Source organism: Arthrobacter sp. 3Tela_A (genome assembly GCF_049311025.1).
GTDB lineage: Bacteria > Actinomycetota > Actinomycetes > Actinomycetales > Micrococcaceae > Arthrobacter_B.
Window position 1 is genome coordinate 1 of the sequence record NZ_JAXIOM010000010.1, and the last position, 21,454, is coordinate 21,454.

Sequence of the window (21,454 nt, forward strand, 5' to 3'; positions counted from 1 at the left end):
CTGGTGTAGTTGGCGCGGGGGGCCGGCGGCGTGGGCCGCCCTTTTCAGCACCACCCGCTGCACCAGCATCACGGTGCGCCCCCAATTTTCCGAGAGAGTGAATCATGGCCCGCAAAGTAGTCATTACCGGCCTCGGCGCAACCACGCCGATCGGCGGAGATGTCCCGACCATGTGGAAGAACGCCCTGGTAGGCGTCTCCGGCGCCCGCACGCTGGAAGACGACTGGGTTGAGAAGTACGCCCTGCCGGTCACCTTCGCCGCACGCGTCTCCACCCCGGCCACTGAGGTGCTCTCCCGTGTGGAGGCCAAGCGGATGGATCCTTCCACCCAGTTCGCCGTCGTCGCCTCCCGCGAGGCCTGGGCCGACTCCGGCCTGGAAGAAGCGGACATCGACCACGACCGGCTGGCAGTCTCCTTTGCCACCGGGATCGGCGGGGTCTGGACCCTGCTCGATGCCTGGGACACCCTGCGGGAAAAGGGACCGCGCCGGGTCCTGCCCATGACCGTTCCCATGCTGATGCCGAACGGCCCCGCCGCTGCCGTGAGTCTTGACCTTGGCGCCCGCGCCGGAGCCCACACCCCGGTGTCGGCATGCGCGTCGGGTACTGAGTCGCTGCACCAGGGACTTGAACTGATCCGTTCCGGCAAAGCAGACATTGTGGTGTGCGGCGGCGCAGAAGCAGCCATCCACCCCATGCCGCTGGCTTCCTTCGCCTCCATGCAGGCACTCTCACGGCGCAACGACGATCCGGAGCGGGCCTCTCGCCCCTACGACAAGGACCGTGACGGCTTTGTCATGGGCGAAGGCGCCGGAGCCCTGGTCCTTGAGGCCGAAGAACATGCACTGGCCCGTGGGGCTCGTATTTACGCCGAACTCGCCGGAACAGCAGTCACTGCCGACGCTTACCACATCACCGCCCCGGATCCCGAGGGCCTGGGTGCCACCCGTGCGCTCAAGGCTGCCATGTACGACGCCCGTGCCCACGCCGAGGACGTTGTCCATGTCAACGCGCACGCCACGTCCACTCCGGTGGGAGACAAGCCGGAATACACCGCGCTCAAGTCCGCTCTGGGTGCGCACGTCGACAACGTCGCAGTCTCTGCGACCAAGTCCCAGACCGGCCACCTGCTCGGTGCCTCCGGGGCCGTCGAGGCTGTGCTGACCGCCATGGCTGTTTTCACCCGCCAGGCACCTGCAACCATCAACCTGGACAACCAGGATCCCGAGATTCCGCTGGACGTGGTGACCACGGCCCGGGATCTGCCTGCGGGTGACATCGTGGCCCTGAACAACTCGTTCGGATTCGGCGGACACAACGCCGTCGTGGCCCTGCGAAACCACTAGTAGGCGCATTCACCAGCGCTAACTGCAATGGCCGGGTCCCCCGATTCAGGGGACCCGGCCATTTTGCTGCGGAGAAAATCTGCGGAACGTGCTGTGGAGGTCAGCCGACCTGGTGGAGCCAACGCACTGGCGCACCGTCTGCTGCATGGCGGAAGGGTTCCAGTTCGTCGTCCCAGGCCTCGCCGAGTGCCAGCGAAAGTTCGTGGTAGACGGCTGCCGGATCGCCGGCACCGTTTTCATAGGCGTACCGGATGCGGTCTTCGGAGACCATGATGTTGCCGTGGACGTCGGTGGTTGCGTGGAAGATGCCGAGTTCGGGGGTGTGGGACCAGCGGCTGCCGTCAGCACCGGCGCTGGGTTCCTCGGTGACTTCATAGCGAAGATGCGCCCAGCCGCGCAGGGCCGAGGCGAGCAGCGACCCGGTTCCCTGCGGTCCGGCCCAGGCGAGCTCGGCCCGGACCATGCCGGGGGCAGCAGGCTGAGGGGTCCACTCGAAATCCGTCCGCTTTTCAACGACGGATTCGATGGCCCACTCAATATGCGGGCACAACGCAGAAGGGGCTGAGTGCACGAACAATACGCCGTGCGCCATCACAACAGTCATTCCATCCTCCGTAGCTGTAGGTGCGTCTTCCCCAACGACCTGCACTGAACGGGATGGTTACTGAAGTTCTAAGCCCTGAAACCCTCGCTGCCGACCTGCGTTTAAGCTGCCGGCGTGAGACCTAGCATCATTGTGCCGCATGTTACGCAATTACGCCAATGAAACTACTTGGCTGTAAGTGGTTTTTCGCTGCCCTAAAGGGCTGTGTCCGCTCAGGCCCTGGGGTGGGCCTGCTGGTAGCTCCTGCGCAGCCGGTCCACGGAAACATGGGTGTACAGCTGGGTGGTAGCAAGGCTGCTGTGGCCGAGGATTTCCTGCACGCTGCGCAGATCCGCTCCCCCGTCCAGCAGATGGGTGGCTGCGCTGTGCCGCAGCGCGTGCGGCCCGCTGGCAGAAGTGTCTCCGAGTGCTTCGAAGAGTGCAGCCGTGACCGCCCGGACCTGCCGCTGGTCGATGCGGCGGCCGCGCATGCCAAGGAAAAGGGCAGGGCCGCTATCTGTCCGGACCACTGCCGGCCGGCCGCGGCGCAGCCAGTCATCCACTGCGAGGGCTGCCGGCAGTCCATAAGGAACTGTCCTTTCCTTATTGCCCTTGCCAAGCACGCGCAGGGTCCGACGGTCCTGGTCCAGGTCATCCACATCCAGCCCCGCCAGCTCCCCCACCCGGATGCCGGTGGCGTACAGCAGTTCCACCAGGGCACGGTCCCTCACGGCCAGGGCATCTCCTTCGGCTGCCGCTGCGGCCAGGGTTTCAAACAGGGTGTCGATCTGGGCGGGGCGCAGAACCCCGGGGAGGGTTTTGGTGCGCTTGGGAGCTTTGAGACGCAATGCGGGATCGGCCGGGATCAATTCTTCACGCAGTGCCCAGCCGGTGAATGAACGTGCGGTGGCTGCCCTGCGGGCAATGGTGGCCCGTGCCAGCCCGCTGTCGCTGAGCTTGCCGAGCCACCCGCGCAGGACGGAGAGGTCGATTTCGGCCAGGCTGCTGAGTCCCATTCCGGCGGTGTAGTCCAGCAGTCCGCTGATGTCGCCTTCGTAGGCCCGTACCGTGTGGTCCGAACGTCCGCGTTCCAAGGCCAGGTAGCTGCAGAATTCCTCCAGCGCACGGACGAACTCCGGTGGCCGGGACTTCCGCGGGCCGGCTGCGCCCTCCTGCGGACCGGAATTGCTTGAATCGCTGGAATTGCCCACGGATCCACCTTCCCCGCTTTCCTGCCCTGCTTCAAGCAGGCACACCGGCGCCCGAGCACTGCTGGCGCAGCACCTCATTCGCCGGGGCCGATTCAAGCTCCAAGAGCGCCCGCTTGGCATCGATCCCAGCGGAGTAGCCGGTCAGCGCACCCTTTGTCCCTACCACCCGGTGCGTCGGCACTACGATTCCCAGCGCGTTGCGGGCAAGTGCGGCGCCTACGCCCCGTGCTTTGGACGCATCACCCAGCGCAACCGCCAGCTGCTTGTAGGTCCTCGTCTGGCCGTAGGGAATGGCTTTGACGGCCCGCCAGACCTGTTCCTGGAAGGGTGTGCCTGTTTGGGACACCGGCAGGTCAAAGCAGCACCGGCGTCCGGAGAAGTACTCTTCGAGCTGCCGTTCCGCGGCTTCGAACCCGTCCTCCGCGGCCAGCCCCAGCCGGGCAGCGTCCCGGGGCAGGAAGTCTGTGGGTGCGGCCTCGACCGCTATCAGCATTCCGCCTTCCGCGACGAGGGTCAGGATGCCCAGGGGCGAATAGATGACTTTGTGGGTGCGCATGTCAATCTCCTTCAGATAGCGGATTTGGTGGTGCCTCGGTTTGGCCGGGCCGTTTGGCTCGCTGCCAGAGTCCCTCCCCTGTTCGCCGGGCGAGCCCGGAGAGTTCAAGCCGTGCAAGTCCGGCGCGGACTGCCGCAGGACCGAGTCCAGCCACAGCCGAGAGCTTCTGCGGCGGCACGGCTTTGCGCAGGGGCAGGGCATCCAGCAGCAGAATGTCTTCCACACTCAGGCCGTCGTGGTCAGCCAGTGCGCCCGCGCGGCCTGGACCATCTGTGTTGTCCTCAGGGGCGAGAACAAACGGGTCGGAGAGTTCCAGGACCTCCGCAGCGTCGCTCACACACGCCGCGCTGCCCTCGCGCAGCAGCCGGTGGCAGCCGGCGGAATTGGCCGAATAGACGGACCCGGGCACCGCCCCCACTCCCCTGCCCAGTTCTGCTGCGTGGTGTGCGGTGTTCAGAGCACCGGAGCGCCAGCGCGCTTCCACCACGACCGTCGCGGCGGCCAGCGCTGCGATGAGCCGGTTCCGCTGCAGGAACCGCCAGCGGGTTGGAGCTGAGCCAGGCGGCACCTCGCTCAGGATCAGCCCTGTGTCAGCTACCGCGCGCAGCAGATCTTCATTCCCGGCGGGATAAAACCGGTCCACCCCTCCCGCCAGCACTGCAATGGTTGGCGGAGCGGTGCTGCCCGCACCGGAGGGACGGTTGCCGCCGCGGGCAGCACGTGTTTGGGGGCCTTGCTGGATTCCACCTACGGCGAGCGCGGAACGATGTGCCTGCGCATCGATGCCGTAGGCGCCGCCGGAGATGACGGTACGGCCGCGCTGGACCAGGCCGGCAGCCAGGTCACCAGTAACTGCCAGACCGTAGGAGGTGGCGTCTCGTGATCCCACCAGCGCCAGGCACCGGCCGAGTTCAGGAATGCTTCCGCTGCCTCGGGTCCAGAGACAGAACGGCATTGCCTGTCCCAGGTCCGCCAGGGCGGAGGGCCAGTCGGCGTCCTCCGGGACGAGCATTCTGCCGCCAAAACGGTGAACGGTCTGCAGGTCCCGGTGCGGCGCCAAGTCTGCTGCGCGGGGATGCCAGCGCTCCAGCGCCTCCGCAAAGACGCGGTCCGTGCCGCGCACGCCCCGCTCTTCCAGCAGCGCGCCGACGTCCCGGCGCAGCGTGGTCCCGGCACGCTGGCGGCCGGCTGCCACGAGCGCTGCTGTTTCTGGTCCGGCCGCAGCCACCAGGGCTTGCCCCACAGTATCCGAGGGCTCAATCAGCCGGGACAGCGCCGCCCGTGCCAGCAGTATGGGTTCCAGCGGGCTCATGCCGCCACCGCCTGCTGCCGGAAACCAAGTGCCTGGCCAATGTCGTCGGCGTCGGGACAGCTGTGTCCGGCCAGGTCCGCTACCGACCAGGCCACCCGCAGTACCCGGTCGTATCCCCGGGCCGTCAGTGTCTGCCGGTCCAGAGCCCGGTCCAGCGCGGCGGTGCTGGAACGGGAAGGCCGGAGGGCACCGCGCAGCACCGCCCCGGGTACCTCTGCATTGGTCCCGCAACCCAGTGGCCCGAGTCTTTCCTGCTGCTGCTCCCGTGCCTGGGCCACCCGAAGAGCGACGCAGCCACTCGGTTCTGCTGTCCCGGCGGCGGTGAAGTCCTGAAGGGAGACGCGCCGGATCTCCAACTGCAGGTCCACCCGGTCCAGCAGCGGGCCGGACAGTCTGCTGAAGTAGCGCCGCCGCTGCTGCGGCGTACAGGTGCATTCGGTTCCTTTTCCGCTGGCCAGCCCGCAGGGACAGGGGTTGGCAGCGAGTACCAGCTGGAACCGGGCGGGGTAGACAGCGGTTCCGGCGGCACGGTGCAGCACCAGCCGGCCACTCTCCAGCGGCTGCCGGAGCGCGTCCAGCACCCGTGCGTCATATTCGGGGGCTTCGTCCAGGAACAGCACTCCCCTGTGGGCACGGGACGCTGCTCCGGGGCGGGGTATTCCGCTTCCGCCTCCAATGACTGCCGCTGCGGTGGCGGTGTGATGAGGACTCTCAAAGGGCGGGCGGCGGATCAGACTGGTGCAGTGTGATGCCTCGCCGCTGAGTGAGTGGATGGCGGTGACTTCCATGGCCGGGGTGTCGGACAGGTCCGGCAGCAGCCCGGGAAGGCGCTCGGCCAGCATGGTCTTTCCCGCACCGGGCGGGCCCGTCATCAGGAGGTGATGGGCACCGGCCGCCGCGACTTCCAGGGCAAACCGCGCCTCATCCTGCCCGGCAATATCTGCCAGGTCAGGACGAGCCGGGGGCAGCGGCTCACCGTCGGTGTTTACCGTTCCTGGCGGGGAAACTTCAGCAGGAAAGACCAGGGCATCCGGACGGGCGCCGAAAGCCTGCGCCACAGCGGCCAGCGAGGTGAATCCCCTAACCTGTGCTCCCGGTACCAGCGCAGCTTCGGCAGCGTTATCCGCTGCCACGGCAATCTCCGGGTAGCCGGCGTCCACGGCCGCCATGACCGACGGCAGGACTCCCCGCAGCGGCCGCAGCCGTCCATCCAGGCCCAGTTCAGCCAGGAAGACTGTCCTGCCGGTGCGGCGGACATCTCCGGCGGCGGCGAGTGCGGCCATGACTATGGCCAGGTCGAATCCGGAACCCCGCTTGTGGACGTCCGCCGGCATCAGGTTCACGGTGATCTTCCGCCGGCTCAGGGGCAGCCCGGCGTTCTTGGCCGCTGACTTCACCCGGTCCCGGGACTCGTTCAGCGACGCGTCCGGCAGACCCAGCAGAATGAACGCCGGAAGTGACTGGCCAATGTCCGCCTCTACCTCGACAATCCGGCCTTCCAAACCAATCAGACCCACCCCGTACGTCCGACCCAGACCCATCAGCCGATTCCCTTCAGGTGCTCGATCACCGGCGGCCGGTCCCCACCGGGCAGCAGGACGGAGACTGCGTCCACCCGCCAGCTGCTCCGCACCGCGGAATGCTCCCGGGTCCAGGCCGCGGCCAGCAGATACAGACGTGCGAGCTTGGCGGCACTGACAGCCTCGAACGGGTGCCCATAGTCCAGGGACGAACGGGTCTTCACCTCGGCTATGACCAATGTGTTCCCGTCCCTGGCCACCAGATCGATCTCCCCCTGGCGGCACCGCCAGTTACGTTCCAGCACGTCATACCCGGCGGCGGCAAGATACTGGGCGGCAAGCTCCTCACCGCTCCGGCCCAGCTGGTCTTTGGCTTTCATGTTCCGAGTCTCACCGCGGATGCCTGAGGCCCCAACAGGACTTACAAGCTGTGGGGATGGCCGCGGCCCGGCGGTAGCCCGGCTGCGTGCTGTGCAGGAGAGGACACGGCTTCACCCGGACCTCCGCTCAAAGCTCAGGCGGACAGAAACCGCACCGGGCACCGCGCAGAGCCAGACCCGGCCATGGGATCTACTCAGAGTTCCCTGGGATGCAATGGATCAGGATCATCCCCTAGTAGTCACACATCAGAGGCATGGACCGTGGCTTTCCGGCCCATGCCTCTGATGTGTGACGCTACTCGCAGCCGATGCCATCGGCGTCCCGGTCGAACTTCGGTTCAAAGCCGGGATCACCCGCCCGGATCGGTGCCGCACCGGCAGCCCTCACGGCCGAGCAATTCGCGTAGGAAACGTTCCCGGGTGCAGCAGGGGCTGGAGCCGGTGCTGGTGCCTGTGCTGGTGCTGGTGCTGGTGCCTGTACGGGCTGCTGGGCAGGTTCGGGGGCAACCACGACTCCGCCGCCGGCCGGAACCAGGTGATCAGGGCACGACGACGTGAAGATTCCGCGGATGGCATCCGACTCGGCCTGGGTCATCCAGAGTCCGTACTTGGCCTTCACCGCGGTCTGCAGGGCCACATATTCACACCTGAACCCGCGGTTCGGCGGCAGCCACGTGGCAGCGTCCCCGTCACCCTTGGATCCGTTCGAAGGCCCGTCGACGGCCAGCAGGTTCAGCGGATCATTGGCGAACGCTTCGCGCTGGCCGGGAGCCTGCTGCTGCGCGCCCTTCTGCCAGGCGTCCGAAAGGGCAACGACATGGTCGATCTGCACTGCGTTGGAGGTGCTCTGGCCGCGCACAAAACTGATCACTGAACCGGTGAACGGATCCAGCAGGGTACCGGTGGCCACGACACAGTTGTTCGTGCCCGGTTTGAACGCGACGGACTCCAGGTCGCGGAGCAGGATGTCATTGCGGGTGTCGCAGCCGTTGCGGTCCATGTCCTTCCAGGCAGGCCCGAACTGGTCACGGTCATACCCGGTCTTCGGTGCACGGCCCTTGATGGGGATGGTGTCCAACTGTGCCAGTGAGGTACCGACGGCAGCCTTTGCCGGCGGTTCGGGCTCAGGTTCCGGGACGGGAGCCAGCGGAGCGACAGACTCCGGGATTGGTGGTTCCGGGCTCTCCGTGCTCATCGGGACCGGTTCAGGGGTGCCGGCAGTGGCAGCCTCCGACGGCGTGCACGCGGTCACGCCCAGCAGCAGGAGAAGAGCAGCTGCAGCAGGTCGGTAGCGGCGCATCATCGGCGCTTCCCCTGGAGGAGCACAGCACCAACGAGAGCAGCCGCGACGACGTGTTCGCCAGCCTTCAGCGGACGGGTATCAGGCCCCACGCAATCCAGCGGGTGCGGCGGGGCGGACTCGGGCTTTGATGCCCCATTCTTATGTTTCATCACCCAGGCAGTGATCCCCTTGGAAGCTGCGAGGCATGCCGTCGCGCTTAGGAGGATAACCATCGCTGTGAGCAGCCAGTCCAGCGGGGTCTCTGCCGGCATAAAGAGGAGACTGAGTACAGCAGCAAGCACCGAGGCGATGGAGCTTTCAATCCATTCCCGGGGCGTGATCAGGCTGAACCTGGAGTCGAACACGAGCATCAAGATCGAGGCAGCCGCTATCGCAAATCCGAATAAGCTGGTGTTGTAGCCAGCGTTCTGCAGGTCGGTCAGCCCGCATCTTCCCGCAGTCGCTACCTTGCATACGCCCTCAGGCCAAAACGCGATGAACATTCCTATGAAAATCATGAGAGGCCACGCGGCCCAGCTCGGATTGAAGCGCTTCATTTCCCCCCATTTCGCGGCCACCCAGCGCGACCGCCTCAACGATTATGTGTGAGGACAGTCCGGACACCCTCGACGCCCCGCGGACCGCTACCGGACCGTTACCGGCCTGCGGCCGCACCGCCCAGCCCGGCCGCACCGCCCTGCCCGTCCAACCCAGCCCAACCCAGGGTGATGACGCTGTCCAGGTCGTGCACGACCGCGGACGCCGGGACGCACTCAAGGGGTGTAGCGGTCGGCTAGGAACTCCCCAGGGGCAACCCCGGCAGGCTCAGGCCCGGTACAGAACCGGCAGCGGAGTCAGCCGCAGCGGCTCCGGTGCAACTACAGGCATTTTGCCAGCTGCTTCAGCGGGCAGGCGGAAGCCATGCAGGATGCTGATATGCGGCCGCAGCACCGCCGAGAACTCCAGCGCCGGGTCCTGCGCCGCATAGGCTCCCGGGTCCGCAACCCCGCAGGCGGCAAGGAACTCCAGCAGCAGGGCATACAGGACGGCGTGCACGTCCTGTAGTTCGGGAACAGGGCTGCACTCAACCGCCAGCGTAGTTCCGTTGAGCCCAAACCCGGCCAGCCCAACCGGGGTCAGCAGAAAATCATGGTCCGGCAGCGCGGCCTCCGTAGCAGCAAGATACGCGGCAAGCGCCCGCCCGAACGTCCCGGGGCTTACTCCGGTGGCCTGCGCCAGCCGGCCATAGGCCTCATCCGCCTTGCCGAAGTGAATCAGCGTCAGGTGCAGCCGTCCGGAACTCACGGCCCGGGCCCTGGGCACCAGCTCCCGCGCCTCGTACTGCAGCCGCGCCAGCTCTGCCAGCCCGGCGGCGTCGGGCTTCAGCTGCGCGTAGATGCGCGCCCCGGCCAGGGCGTCCGGAATCTCCGGAGTGTCCCGGGAAGGATCGGGCGGGGAGGCTGCCATCTAGGCAGTCTAAGATGCCGCCGGGGAAGGACGCCGCGGTACCTTGGAAAAATGGTCTTCCAGATCCCGCTGCTGCAGGATGAGACGCTGCTGCTGCGGCCGCATCTCACCGCGGATGCGGACGCCGTCGTAGCCCGCTCGCGTGACCCGCTGACGGTTCAGTGGACCACCGTGCCGCTGGACTACACCCGGGAGATGGCGATGACCTATATCTCGGCCGTGGGCGTACCGCAGCAGGACGCCATCTCCTGGGCGATGGAAGCGAATGGGCAGTACGCCGGCAGCATTGACCTGCGCTGGCAGGGAGCCGGAACCGGCGGCCTGGGGTTCGTCACCTCACCCGAATTCCGGGGCCAGGGCCTGATGAGCCGTGCCGTCCGGCTGGCAGTTGCATATGCCTTTGACACCCTGGGCTGGGAATCCTTGAACTGGACCGCGAACGTGGGAAACCTGGGCAGCTACAAGGCAGTGTGGCGCAACGGTTTCCCGCTGCCGGTCACGGTGCCGCGCCTGCTGGCACACCGGGGTGAAATGGTGGACGGCTGGTTCTCCGAACTCACAGCGGACGCGCCACGGATTCCTCGGATCCTGTGGAGCGACTGCCTGGCGCTGCTCCCCAATGTTCCCCAGGCACCTGCCGGCAGCCGGCGGCCGCTGAAGGAGGACTAGTCCAGTTCGTCGGCCTTGGGCAGGGTGAGGTCGTCGTTGCGAGCCAGTTCTTCCACATTGACGTCCTTGAACGTGATCACGCGGACGCTCTTCACGAACCGGGCCGAACGGTAGACGTCCCAAACCCAGGCATCCTGCAGGGTCAGGTCGAAGTAGATTTCGCCGTCGGCACTGCGTGCCTGCAGGTCCACGTGGTTGGCCAGGTAAAAGCGCCGTTCGGTTTCCACAACGTAGCTGAACAGCCCCACAACATCGCGGTATTCGCGGTAGAGCTGCAGCTCCATGTCTGTCTCGTAGTTCTCAAGATCCTCTGCGCTCATGGCACCATCATCCCCCAACCGGACCCGCTGCGGGTCCATCCTCAACAGTGCGTGCCGTGCCCAGCCGCCAGGACAGCCGATGCAGCGGTGACGGACCCAGCGTATCGATCGCGGCTCGGTGCGCCTCAGTGGCGTATCCCTTGTTGATTTCCCAGCCGTACTCCGGGTGCAGGGACGCGTACTCAACCATCATCGCGTCACGTTCAACTTTGGCCAGGACCGAGGCCGCGGCAACGCTCAGGCAGGTCATGTCCGCCTTGATGCGGGTGTGGACCGGAGCGGTGCAGACGGCGTCGTCTTCGGGCTCATCGAACAGGCTCGCCTGCATCTCGGGCGAGAGCCAGTTGTGGTTTCCGTCCAGGAGCACGACGTCGGGTGTCAGGGTTTCGCAGACCTGCGTCCAGGCACGGGTGCCGGCCAGGCGCAGGGCGCCCATCAGACCCAGCAGGTCGATTTCAGCGGCGCTGGCATGGCCAACGCCCCAGGCCGGGCACCACTTCTTGATCTGCGGAACCAGTGCCTGCCGGTCGGCCGGCGTCAGCAGCTTGCTGTCCCGCACGCCCTTGAGCGCCCGGACGGATTCAAGCTGCACTGCAACCAGACCAACACTGACCGGTCCTGCAAGGGCGCCCCGGCCCACCTCGTCGCAGCCGGCCAGCACCCGGTGTCCCAGGGCTGCGAAGGTGCGCTCGTAACGCAGGGTCGGGGCCTTGGCTGCGGTGCGGGCCCGCGGGGCCGGCGCGGCAGCTGCCGCGGTGGCACCCGCCGGAATCCGCAGGGTGCGGCCTGGCTGCGGAGTCACTTCGATGCCGTTTCCGCCCCGGACGGTTCGGGAACATTCTCAAACACTTCGGGGTAGCTGCCGATGAAACCTGCATGGCTCAGCGGCCAGGCGATCACGGCAGCCTTGCCCTCAATGTCTTCGATGTTGATGAAGCCTCCGTTGGGTCCGTCCTGGTGCTCGCGCGAGTCGGCTGAAGCATTGCGGTGATCACCCATCACCCAGACCTTGCCCTCGGGTACCACAACGTCGAACGCGGTTTCGGACGGCTTCGCTCCGGGATAGAGGTACGGCTCAGTCAGCGGTTCACCGTTGACCGTGATCTTGCCGTCGGCGGTGCAGCATGTCACGTGGTCACCGGGCATGCCGATGATCCGCTTGACCAGGTGCTGTTCGGATTCATCGGGCAGCAGGCCCACGAAGGTGAGCGCGTCCGCGATGAAGTTGCCGTCGTTGTTCTCCTCCGTTGCCGGCAGCCACGCCTGCGTGTCCTTGAAGACAACGACGTCGCCGCGCGAGAGGTCGAACGGTTCCGGGACCAGCAGGTTCACGAAGATCCGGTCATCGATTTCAAGGGTTTCCTCCATGGAACCGGAGGGAATGTAGAAGGCCCGGAAGAGGAAGGTCTTGATCAGGAAGGACAGCAGCAGGGCGATCACCACAATGATCACCACTTCGCGCAGCCATGCTCCAAACCCGCGGTTCTTGCCGTCCTTGCCCTTGGCATGGGAGGCGTGGCCGTGGCCTTCGCCGGATTCGGCGCCCCCGTTTGCGGGGTCGTCCGGGAAGTCCTGCGCCATGTGCTGTCCTCTTATTCCACGAATTGCCATACGGTGTCCAACTCTAGTCGTTCAATTCCGCTACTTCTTTCGAACGGCCAAAGGATTCGCTGTGCACGGCCGATCACCCGCTCTTCGGGAATCAGTCCGCCGCCGGGAGCGCCAAGCAGCGTCCGGGAGTCGGCGGAGTCGGAGCGGTGGTCACCCAGCAGCCACAGCCGGCCTTCGGGTACAACGACGTCGAACGGTGTTTCGCTCCCGGAATCCCCGGGGAAGAGATAAGGCTCACGGATGGGCTGTCCGTTCACGGTAAGCCCTCCTCCGTCGGTGCAGCAGGCAACCCGGTCACCGGGCACGCCGATGACACGCTTGATGTACACGGTGTCGCTGCCAGCCAGGCCGAGCCACTGGGCGGTGGCATCCAGGGCCTGCTTCAGGACGGGATCGGAGCTGTGCAGCGGGGCCAGCGATCCGCGTCCGTCAAAGACGACGACGTCGCCGCGCTGGATTTCGGAGCTCCGGTACTCGGTGCGGGAAACCAGCACCCGGTCCCCCGGCTCCAGCAGGGGCTGCATGGAACCGGAGGGAATGTAGTAGACGTCGAAGATGAAGGCCCGGACCAGGCCGGCGAGGATCACTGCCCCCGCGAGGGCCCAGAGCACAAAACGCCAGCCCGCAATGGACCGGCGTTTTGTGTGTTTCCGGGGACCAGCCCCGTCCGCGGATGTCTGCGGCAAGAAAATTACTTGGCGGGACGGAAGTCGCGCTTTTCCTTGATCTTGGCAGCCTTGCCGCGAAGGTCGCGCATGTAGTACAGCTTGGCGCGGCGGACGTCGCCGCGGGAGACAACCTCGATCTTGTCGATGACCGGGGAGTGTACCGGGAAGGTACGCTCCACGCCGACGCCGAAGCTGACCTTGCGGACCGTGAAGGTCTCGCGCAGGCCGTCGCCCTGGCGCTTCATGACGAAGCCCTGGAAGACCTGAACACGGGTGTTCTTGCCTTCAACGATGTTGACGTGAACCTTGACCGTGTCACCGGCGCGGAACTCGGGGATGTCCGAACGCAGCGAGGCTGCGTCGAGGGAATCTAGGATGTGCATTGTTACTCACTCCTGGTGAACGCCACAGGTCATCCACTTTGGTCACGGCGGCAAGGGTGTACCTAACGGTGCACAGATGCTGCCGAAGCTATGAAACCGGCGTTCCGGGAATCGGTTGCCGGTGTGCCTTGCCTGTTGGCCTCGCTCCCCCTGTGGCAGGTGCGGACCCAGATGACACAACTACCCATTGTGCCACAGTGCTGCCGGGGCCCACCAATCCGGAACCGGTTCAGGCCTGCGGCAGGACTGCTTCTGCTGACACTGTCCAGCCGAGCGCCGACAGGGCGGCTTTGTCCGCCTTGTCCAGGCTGGCCGGGTCCAGTTTGGCGATGAGGTCCGGGCGCCGCTCTGAGGTGCGGCGCAGCTGCTCGTCGCGGCGGAAGCGGGCGATTTTGGCGTGGTTGCCGCTGAGCAGCACCTCGGGGATGGGCCGTTCACGCCACTGCGAGGGCTTGGTGTACACGGGGTATTCAAGCAGCCCGTCGGAGTGGGACTCCTCCACAAGGGACTCGGGGTTGCCGACGACGCCCGGCACCAGGCGGCCGATGGCCTCCACCATGGCCAGCACGGCAACTTCACCGCCGTTCAGGACGTAGTCACCCAGGCTCATCGGCCGGACGTCAAAGTGCTCCCCCGCCCATTCCAGCACCCGCTCGTCGATGCCTTCGTACCGGCCGCAGGCGAAGACCAGGTGGTCAGTGGCAGCGAGTTCGTAGGCTGTCTTCTGGGTGAAGACTTCCCCCGCCGGGGAGGGAACGATCAGGGTGGGCCGGGCAGCCCCCTCCGGGACGCCGTCGAGCGCTGTGGACAGGGCCTGTGCCCAGGGTTCAGGCTTCATGACCATCCCGGCCCCGCCGCCGTAGGGTGTGTCGTCCACGGTGCGGTGCCGGTCTGTGGTGAACTCCCGCAGGTCCTTCACACGTACGTCCAGGAGCCCGTCCTGCCGGGCCTTGCCGATCAGGGACAGGTCCAGCGCGGCAAGGTACTCCGGAAAAATGGAGAAAACGTCAATGCGCACTTAGCGCCCGTCCTTGCCTGCGTCGGGCAGGTTCAGTTCAAACAGTCCGGCCGGCGGGGTCAGCAGGACGTAGCCCTCTTCGGTGTTGACCTCGGGGACGATCGCTTCGACGAACGGCACCAGGATTTCCTGGCCCTTGGTGTCTTCGACAATCAGCAGGTCCTGGACGGTGAGGGTGCGCAGGGCCGTGACGGTGCCGACGACGTCGTCGCCCACCTTGGCTTTCAGGCCCACCAGCTCGTGCTCGTACCAGCCTTCACCGCTGTCTTCGTCCTCGGCTTCATCGGTGTCGATGAAGAGCTTGGCGCCGCGCAGTTCCTCGGCACCGTTGCGGTCCATCACTTCCTCGAAGCCCAGGAGCAGGATGTCCTTGTTCCAGCGGGCGCTGATAACCGTCAGCGGTCCCTTGGCGGCCGGCTCCACGGTGAGGACTGCACCCGGCGCGAACCTGTCCCCGGGGGCGTCGGTCAGCACCTGAACGGTTACCTCACCCCGGATACCGTGAGGCTTGCCGATGCGTGCCACCTGTAACTGCATGGATTCTCCTTGGTCGTTGTGGGCGCGGCGGAAATGGCCGGAGCCGAAAAAAACATCCGGCCCCTTCACCATTATCTGGTGCCGGGGCCGGATGCTAGGAACTGCTGTTTACTGCTTGGAATTGCTGGTGCGTCAGCGGCGGCGGTCGGTGTCGACGACGTCGACGCGGACAGCTTCGCTGCCGGCCAGGGCGGAAATCACCGTGCGCAGTGCGCGGGCGGTGCGTCCCTGACGGCCGATAACCCGGCCAAGATCATCCTGGTGAACACGAACCTCGAGGGTTTCCCCGCGGCGGTTGTTCTTGGCGGAAACCTTGACGTCCTCCGGGGAGTCAACGATTCCGCGCACGAGGTGCTCCAGCGCTTCGGCCAGCAATCTACTCAGCCTCAGCCTCGGTGGAAGCGGCTTCTGCCTCTTCCTTCTTGGCCTTCGGGGTGATTGCCTCGGGGACGATCACGGACTTCTTCTCGGGAGCCACGAAGGGCTCCTTCGGAGCCTTGGTACGCAGGGTACCTTCCTGGCCTTCGATGTTCTTGAACTTCTGCCAGTCACCGGTGATCTTCAGCAGTGCTGCGACCTGCTCGGTCGGCTGGGCGCCGACGCCGAGCCAGTACTGCGCACGGTCGGACTTGATGTCGATGTACGACGGCTCCTCGGTCGGACGGTACAGTCCGATTTCCTCGATGGCACGGCCATCGCGCTTGGCACGGGAATCCATGACAACAACGCGGTAGTGTGCTGAGAACTTCTTGCCAAGGCGCTTAAGGCGAATCTTTACGGCCACTTTTGTGGTCACTCCTGATCTGAAATGGGGCGAACCCGAACTTCTGCTCCCGTGGGGCGGGCCATAACGTTTGGGGTTCAAAAGGACAAGATACTGCACGGAGAGAGGGGCCACGCAGATCGAGTACCTGTCCATTGTGCCAGATGACTCTGCGTTTTGCGACTCGCGGCACTGCGGGGTGGGGGGCCCCCCCCGCGGGCGCGGGGGGCCCCCACAACCTGCATTCCTGCCCTGTGGAGCAAAACCGGCAGGCCGGACACTCTACGGGACCTTAGGCAGCGGCGACGCGGAGGCGGTTGCGCCAGGGATCCTCAAAACGCAGTTCGGCACCGGTGTGGTGGCTGGCAATGCCAGCGGACTTCAGCCGGTCCGCGAGGGCGCCGACGTCGTCCGCGCCGGGGACGGTGATCAGCACTTCCCCCAGGCCCAGGGTGTCGCGGCGGGGGCCGGCCCCGCGGCTGTTCCAGACGTTCATGGCCATGTGGTGGTGGTAGCCGCCGGCCGAAACGAAAAGGGCCTGGCCATGGAAGTCGGCAGTGCGTTCGAACCCGAGGGTATCGACGTAGAACGCGGCGGCGGTGACGGTGTCACCGACCTGCAGGTGGACGTGCCCGACGCCGGCACCGGCACCCTGCATGCGGGCCATTGCCTCTTCGCTGAGGTGGGTCCGGAAATACTGCTGCGGGGGCAGGGCGAGTGAGGCCATGCGCACGGTCCGCCCCTCGGGGGCGTCGTCCCAGGTCCAGTCTTCGCGCGGCCGGTCCCAGTACAATTCGATGCCGTTCCCTTCGGGGTCCGTGAAGTAGAAGGCTTCGCTGACCAGGTGGTCCGCGCTGCCGACGTAGGCGGAAGGGTCGAACTGGGCAGCCAGCGCCACGGTGGCGGCGAGGTCGGCCTGGGTGTCAAAAAGGATGGCGGTATGGAACAGCCCCGCTTCGCCGCGGGAGGGAACCTGCAGTCCTGCGGCAGGTGCCAGGTGGACCAGGGGGACCGTGCCGCGGCCCAGGTACATGCCGCCGTCGGCCTCGGCGACAACCTGCAGTCCCAGTGCCTGGCGGTAGTAGGTGGAGACGTTTTCAAGATCGCCGACCTTGAGCATCACGGTGCCCATGGAGAGGTTCGCGGGCAGCAGGTCCCGGGTATTTACTTGAAGGTTCATGCATTGAACTTTACTTGAAGCTTCAGCTAATTTCCAGCGGGTGCCCGTCCGGCAGGAGATCAAGACGCATGGCGACGCGTTCACCGATGCTGTCCAGCCCGAGTTCTTCCTCGTGCCGCCGCATCCGGGCCAGCTCACCCGCAGGTTCGACGGCGGTGAAGCCGCAGCTGGCGTAGAAGGGCGCATTGAACGGAACCCGGGCGAAGGTGCAGAGCGTAAGCGCGGGATACCCTCCTTCCTTTGCCCACCGGACTGCAGCCGAGACCAGCGCACGTCCCAGACCGGCACCGGCAGCGGAAGGATGAACTGATAGCTGTTCCAGGTGCGCGCAGCGCCCTAATTCCTCCAGCCGCGCGAATCCAACTGGCGGGTCGCCGGCGACCAGCAGGAGCCGGGCGGCCGCCAGTTCCGCTGGTGAAGCAGGTGCTGGAAGAGTTCCCAGGAGCTCACCCCGGATTTCCGGCCGTGCGGCAAGCAGGGTGTCCGACGCCGCTTCCAGTGACGGCAGCAGCGGAAGGTCCGCGGGCCCGGCCGTCCGGATCTCAGGCATGGTCTCCGGCCATCGCTGCTGCGCCGGTCCGGGCGAGGAACGCGGCTACCGCTTCCTGTCCCGCAGGAGTGTCCTGCGGCCGGTGGTTGCCGCCTACCGGACGGTGTTCGGCGCCGGTGGAAGCGAGGAACCCCGCGACTTCTTCATAAAGCGGCTCCCACTCCCCCGTCAGCACCAGCGTCGGAACGCCCGGAACGATGTCCAGCGGCGCATCCCACGGCGGGGACTGCAGCCGCTGCCTCGCGGCGGCGTGCGGATCGTTGCCCGGCTCCGGTGCGGATTCGGCAGAGAAGACCAGACGGGCGTATTCGCGGCCGTACTCTTCATCAGTGAGTTCTGCTGCAGCCTGGAACAGTGGATCCAGCAGCGCCCGGCGTGCCGCAGTGGCCGGCAGTTCGCGGGTGAGCGAAAAGACGGCGGGTTCGCACAGGATCAGTGAATGCACCCGGGCCGGGTCGCTAACTGCTGCCATCATCGCGGATACCGCGCCCTCGGCGTGGGCGACCACGTGCCCGCCGCTGCCCAGTGCCGCCAGGACCGCTTCGGTGTCCGCCGCGTAGTCCGTCGGGGACGGCGGCACCTGCAGCCCGTAGCCGGCACGGCGCAGGAACAGGCAGTCGTAGCTGCGGGCCAGGGCATGCTGGCCGGGCCAGGCGGCGGCACCGAACCGGCCCGCACCGTGCACAAAAACAATCCGTTGCTCAGCCATCGATCCAGCCTATCCCGCGCGTTCCCAGAGGACGCGTACGGCCGGCCCGGGGAAGACCCGGACCGGCCGTACGTGTGTATTGCTTAGGTGTGTTACTTGCCGAGGAACTTCTCGAAGCCCTTGGGCAGGTTCAGCGAGGAGGGATCAAAGTCCCCGCCCTGGGCGCCGAAGGCGGAGCCCGTGGGCAGAGCCTTGGCTGCGCCGGCCCGGCGTGCCTCGGCCTCGGCGCGCTCCTGCGCTGCCTTTGCCGGGTTGCCGGAGCGGGCCTTCTTCTTGCCCTTCGCGGCCTGCTGCTTTTTGCGCGAACCGCCGAAGCCGCCGGGACCTGCAACCCCGGGCATGCCCGGGATGCCGCCGCCGGCTGCCATTTTCTTCATCATCTTCTGGGCTTGGGTGAAACGCTCGAGCAGGGCGTTCACCTCGGAGACGTGGACGCCGGAGCCGCGGGCAATGCGGGCACGGCGGGAACCGTTGATGATCTTCGGGGCAACGCGCTCGTGCGGGGTCATGGACCGGACCATCGCCTCGACCCGGTCGATTTCGCGCTCGTCGAAGTTCTCCAGCTGCTCCCGCATGCCGGCAGCACCGGGCATCATCATGAGCATTTTCTTCATGGAGCCCATGTTGCGCAGCTGCTGCATCTGGGCCAGGAAGTCCTCGAAGGTGAAGTCTTCCTGGTCGACGAACTTCTTGGCCATGCGGGCCGCTTCGTCTTTGTCCCAGGACTTCTCCGCCTGCTCAATGAGCGTGAGGATGTCGCCCATGTCCAGGATGCGGCTGGCCATGCGGTCCGGGTGGAAGACTTCAAAGTCCTTCAGTCCCTCACCGGTGGAAGCAAACATGACCGGCTTGCCTGTTACGGAGGCGACGGACAGTGCGGCACCGCCGCGGGCGTCGCCGTCGAGCTTGGTCAGGACCACGCCGGTGAAGTTCACGCCTTCGTTGAAGGCCTGTGCCGTAGCTACGGCGTCCTGGCCGATCATGGCGTCAATGACAAAGAGGACTTCGTCCGGGGTGATGGCGGCGCGGATGTCGGCAGCCTGCTGCATCAGTTCCGCGTCCACGCCCAGGCGGCCGGCGGTATCCACAATGACGACGTCGTGCAGCTTGGTGCGTGCCTCTTCAACACCCTGGCGGGCAACGGCAACCGGATCACCGGTGGCTGCCTCGAACTCGGAGCTGACGCCGGGGTGCGGAGCGTAGACCGGAACACCGGCACGTTCGCCGTTGACCTGGAGCTGCTTGACCGCGTTGGGGCGCTGGAGGTCAGCGGCGACCAGCAGGGGGCTGTGGCCCTGGTCCTTGAGGTAACGGGAGAGCTTGCCGGCCAGGGTGGTCTTACCGGCACCCTGCAGGCCCGCGAGCATGATGACGGTCGGCGGGTTCTTGGCCAGGTTCAGCCGACGCGTCTGGCCGCCCAGGATGCCAACGAGTTCCTCGTTGACGATCTTGACGACCTGCTGGCCGGGGTTCAGGGCCTGCGAGACCTCGGAGCCCAGGGCACGTTCCTTGACGGACGCGGTGAAGGCACGGACCACGGGAACAGCGACGTCAGCATCAAGGAGTGCACGCCGGATTTCCCGCACTGTGGCATCGACGTCGGCTTCGCTTAGACGTCCCTTGCCACGCAGGTTCTTGAACGTGGAAGTCAACCGGTCAGACAGTGAATTGAACACGCGCTGCGCACTTCTTTCATCGGGTAGTTCGCCATGTTTGCCAGGCCCAGCTGTTAAGGGTACCAAGCGCGGGTGGGTATTGGCCGCACGAACCCTATGCCGGCACGCACCACGGTGGGACGCTGGAACCATGGCTGCCAACCGAACGCGGGAGTCCCGCGTGAAGACGCTGCTGATCCTGGGCGGAACCGGGGACCTCTCCCACCGGCTCCTCCTCCCCGGCCTCGCCCGGCTGATTGCCCGCGGACGTGCGCCCGGGCTCGTGGTAGTTGGGTCCGGGTCACGCGACTGGAGCCAGGCGGACTGGAAGGAGCGCGTTACGGACTCCTTTTCAACGGAGTACGACGACGCCGGCAAGCAGGCGCGCCGGGAACTGGACGCTGCGGTTCAGCGGAGCTCCTACAGACAGCTGGACCTGGACGCGCCGGGAAGTCTGGCTGCCGGACTGGAGGGACTGGAGCCGCCGCTGGCTGTCTATTTCGCCCTGCCGCCGAAGCTGACGCTCACCACGGTAGGCGCCCTGAAGGCCGGTGACCTGCCCGAAGATACCCAGCTGGTCCTGGAGAAACCGTTCGGAACCGACCAGGCCTCGGCCCGTGAGCTGAACCGGGCGCTGGCGTCCCTGGTTCCGGAGGAGGACATCTTCCGGGTAGACCATTTCCTTGGAATGACCACTGTCATGAACATCGTGGGGATGCGGTTCTCGAACCGGCTGCTGGAACCGATCTGGAATTCGCTGCACATCGAGAAGATGGAGATTGTCTTTGATGAACAGCTCGCGCTGGAGGGCCGGGCGAAGTACTACGACGCCTCCGGCGCGCTGGAGGACATGATCCAGAGCCACCTGCTGCACATCATGGCCTTTATGGCCATCGGCCCTCCGGCGTCCCTCGGCGAACGCGACCTGCGTGATCTGGTGGCGGCCGCCCTGAGGGCGGCCTCGGTGTCCGGGGATTACACCAGAAGCACCCGGCGGGCGCGCTACACCGCAGGAGTCATCGACGGGAAAGAGGTGCAGTCTTACACCTCCTCCGCCGGCGTGGACCCGGAGCGGAACACTGAAACCCTGGCTGAAATCGAGATCGCCATCAACAACGACCGCTGGGCCGGCGTTCCCTTCATCCTGCGCTCCGGCAAGGCCCAGGCCCGCACCCGGAAAGAGGCCGTGGTGACCTTCCGGAACGTAAACCACCTGCCGGACGGGTTCACCGGTTCAACGGCTGCGCCCTCGCGCCTGCGGATCTCCTTCAACCCGGCGTTCCTGGAGCTGGAGCTGAACGTCAACGGGCCGGCGGACATCTTCCGCCTGGACCGCAGCACGCTCACTGCCCAGCTGCACACTTCCCGGCTCACCGCCTACGGCGAAGTCCTGGAGGCAGTGATCGCGGGCAACCGGCTCCTCTCCGTCCGGGGGGACATCGCGGAGGAATGCTGGCGGATTGTGGACCCGGTGCTCGCGGCCTGGCGCGCGGACGAGGTTCCCATGAACAGCTACGCGGCCGGGACGCAGGGACCGTCCGGCTGGGAGACCAGCCGCAGCACCCTGTAACTTCCCCATCGAGATGACAGAAACTGCACGAATGGGCGCTCATACGGGCAGTTACTGCCATCTCGATTTGGTTGCGGTGCCGGGAAGCACAAAGCCGCCCGGCCGGGTTCCTCTGAAATGAGGTGTCCGGCCGGGCGGCTTTGTCAGGAGATGCCCTTGGTTCT

At 66.1% G+C, this 21,454-nt stretch carries 25 protein-coding genes; 3 read left to right on the plus strand and 22 right to left on the minus strand.

Annotated elements, in window-relative coordinates; genetic code table 11:
- The first annotated feature begins 104 nt into the window (after positions 1-104).
- On the plus strand, positions 105-1,346 hold the full coding sequence (gene fabF, locus TVC13_RS05095) for a beta-ketoacyl-ACP synthase II (protein ID WP_422400147.1): 1,242 nt from the start codon (positions 105-107) through the stop codon (positions 1,344-1,346).
- A gap of 100 nt (positions 1,347-1,446) precedes the next feature.
- On the opposite strand, the gene TVC13_RS05100 is transcribed toward fabF, so the two are convergent.
- From TVC13_RS05100 to TVC13_RS05140, 9 genes are all read right to left on the minus strand, one after another.
- A complete protein-coding gene (locus tag TVC13_RS05100; protein WP_152227461.1) occupies positions 1,447-1,950 on the minus strand; it encodes a DUF3145 domain-containing protein in 504 nt (167 codons plus the stop codon).
- Between the two features lie 212 nt (positions 1,951-2,162).
- Complete coding sequence (locus TVC13_RS05105) at positions 2,163-3,050, minus strand: tyrosine recombinase XerC (RefSeq protein WP_422400201.1); 888 nt, start codon at positions 3,048-3,050, stop codon at positions 2,163-2,165.
- Between the two features lie 121 nt (positions 3,051-3,171).
- Positions 3,172-3,696 (minus strand): methylated-DNA--[protein]-cysteine S-methyltransferase, encoded by a 525-nt coding sequence (locus TVC13_RS05110; protein WP_422400148.1) that lies wholly within the window; start codon positions 3,694-3,696, stop codon positions 3,172-3,174.
- A 1-nt stretch (position 3,697) separates the two neighbouring features.
- Complete coding sequence (locus TVC13_RS05115; RefSeq protein ID WP_422400149.1) at positions 3,698-5,008, minus strand: DNA-processing protein DprA; 1,311 nt, start codon at positions 5,006-5,008, stop codon at positions 3,698-3,700.
- Positions 5,005-6,549, minus strand: a complete 1,545-nt coding sequence (locus TVC13_RS05120; protein ID WP_422400150.1) for a YifB family Mg chelatase-like AAA ATPase — start codon at positions 6,547-6,549, stop codon at positions 5,005-5,007. The genes TVC13_RS05115 and TVC13_RS05120 overlap by 4 nt, the downstream gene beginning before the upstream one ends.
- Complete coding sequence (locus TVC13_RS05125) at positions 6,549-6,908, minus strand: YraN family protein (RefSeq protein ID WP_422400151.1); 360 nt, start codon at positions 6,906-6,908, stop codon at positions 6,549-6,551. Before TVC13_RS05125 ends, TVC13_RS05120 begins: the two co-directional genes overlap by 1 nt.
- 295 nt (positions 6,909-7,203) lie before the next feature.
- On the minus strand, positions 7,204-8,211 hold the full coding sequence (locus TVC13_RS05130; protein ID WP_422400152.1) for a GmrSD restriction endonuclease domain-containing protein: 1,008 nt from the start codon (positions 8,209-8,211) through the stop codon (positions 7,204-7,206).
- Positions 8,208-8,747, minus strand: coding sequence for a hypothetical protein (locus TVC13_RS05135; RefSeq protein WP_422400153.1), 540 nt, complete (start codon positions 8,745-8,747; stop codon positions 8,208-8,210). Before TVC13_RS05135 ends, TVC13_RS05130 begins: the two co-directional genes overlap by 4 nt.
- 268 nt (positions 8,748-9,015) lie before the next feature.
- Entirely contained in the window at positions 9,016-9,657 is a 642-nt protein-coding gene (locus tag TVC13_RS05140) for a hypothetical protein (protein WP_422400154.1), read from the minus strand.
- Between the two features lie 51 nt (positions 9,658-9,708).
- On the opposite strand from TVC13_RS05140, the gene TVC13_RS05145 reads away from it, so the two are divergent.
- On the plus strand, positions 9,709-10,326 hold the full coding sequence (locus TVC13_RS05145) for a GNAT family N-acetyltransferase (RefSeq protein WP_422400155.1): 618 nt from the start codon (positions 9,709-9,711) through the stop codon (positions 10,324-10,326).
- Here TVC13_RS05145 and TVC13_RS05150 read toward each other — a convergent pair.
- The 13 genes from TVC13_RS05150 to ffh form a co-directional block, all read right to left on the minus strand.
- Positions 10,323-10,646 (minus strand): DUF2469 domain-containing protein, encoded by a 324-nt coding sequence (locus TVC13_RS05150; RefSeq protein ID WP_422400156.1) that lies wholly within the window; start codon positions 10,644-10,646, stop codon positions 10,323-10,325. The genes TVC13_RS05145 and TVC13_RS05150 overlap by 4 nt on opposite strands.
- 7 nt (positions 10,647-10,653) lie before the next feature.
- Complete coding sequence (locus TVC13_RS05155; protein ID WP_422400157.1) at positions 10,654-11,448, minus strand: ribonuclease HII; 795 nt, start codon at positions 11,446-11,448, stop codon at positions 10,654-10,656.
- Positions 11,445-12,227: a signal peptidase I gene (gene lepB / locus TVC13_RS05160; RefSeq protein WP_422400158.1), complete on the minus strand. Its 783-nt coding sequence runs from the start codon at positions 12,225-12,227 to the stop codon at positions 11,445-11,447. Before lepB (TVC13_RS05160) ends, TVC13_RS05155 begins: the two co-directional genes overlap by 4 nt.
- An 11-nt stretch (positions 12,228-12,238) precedes the next feature.
- The gene (lepB, locus tag TVC13_RS05165) at positions 12,239-12,886 is read right to left on the minus strand and encodes a signal peptidase I (RefSeq protein ID WP_422400202.1); all 648 of its coding nucleotides are present in this window, start codon (positions 12,884-12,886) and stop codon (positions 12,239-12,241) included.
- A 62-nt stretch (positions 12,887-12,948) separates the two neighbouring features.
- Entirely contained in the window at positions 12,949-13,308 is a 360-nt protein-coding gene (gene rplS, locus TVC13_RS05170) for a 50S ribosomal protein L19 (protein ID WP_055240822.1), read from the minus strand.
- Positions 13,309-13,537: 229 nt separating this feature from the next.
- Positions 13,538-14,326, minus strand: a complete 789-nt coding sequence (trmD, locus tag TVC13_RS05175; RefSeq protein ID WP_422400159.1) for a tRNA (guanosine(37)-N1)-methyltransferase TrmD — start codon at positions 14,324-14,326, stop codon at positions 13,538-13,540.
- Entirely contained in the window at positions 14,327-14,863 is a 537-nt protein-coding gene (gene rimM / locus TVC13_RS05180) for a ribosome maturation factor RimM (protein ID WP_422400160.1), read from the minus strand.
- A gap of 132 nt (positions 14,864-14,995) precedes the next feature.
- Entirely contained in the window at positions 14,996-15,238 is a 243-nt protein-coding gene (locus TVC13_RS05185; RefSeq protein ID WP_091604027.1) for an RNA-binding protein, read from the minus strand.
- 1 nt (position 15,239) lies between these two features.
- Entirely contained in the window at positions 15,240-15,647 is a 408-nt protein-coding gene (gene rpsP / locus TVC13_RS05190; protein ID WP_312179206.1) for a 30S ribosomal protein S16, read from the minus strand.
- Positions 15,648-15,918: 271 nt separating this feature from the next.
- Positions 15,919-16,806 carry a VOC family protein gene (locus tag TVC13_RS05195; protein ID WP_422400161.1) on the minus strand — a complete coding sequence of 296 codons (888 nt, stop codon included), beginning with the start codon at positions 16,804-16,806 and terminating at the stop codon, positions 15,919-15,921.
- Between the two features lie 22 nt (positions 16,807-16,828).
- On the minus strand, positions 16,829-17,356 hold the full coding sequence (locus TVC13_RS05200) for a GNAT family N-acetyltransferase (RefSeq protein ID WP_422400162.1): 528 nt from the start codon (positions 17,354-17,356) through the stop codon (positions 16,829-16,831).
- On the minus strand, positions 17,349-18,065 hold the full coding sequence (locus tag TVC13_RS05205; protein ID WP_422400163.1) for an alpha/beta fold hydrolase: 717 nt from the start codon (positions 18,063-18,065) through the stop codon (positions 17,349-17,351). Before TVC13_RS05205 ends, TVC13_RS05200 begins: the two co-directional genes overlap by 8 nt.
- A gap of 92 nt (positions 18,066-18,157) precedes the next feature.
- Positions 18,158-19,741: a signal recognition particle protein gene (gene ffh / locus TVC13_RS05210; RefSeq protein WP_422400164.1), complete on the minus strand. Its 1,584-nt coding sequence runs from the start codon at positions 19,739-19,741 to the stop codon at positions 18,158-18,160.
- Positions 19,742-19,871: 130 nt separating this feature from the next.
- Between ffh and TVC13_RS05215 the strand changes: the two genes are divergently transcribed.
- Entirely contained in the window at positions 19,872-21,290 is a 1,419-nt protein-coding gene (locus TVC13_RS05215; protein WP_422400165.1) for a glucose-6-phosphate dehydrogenase, read from the plus strand.
- Positions 21,291-21,454 lie beyond the last annotated feature (164 nt).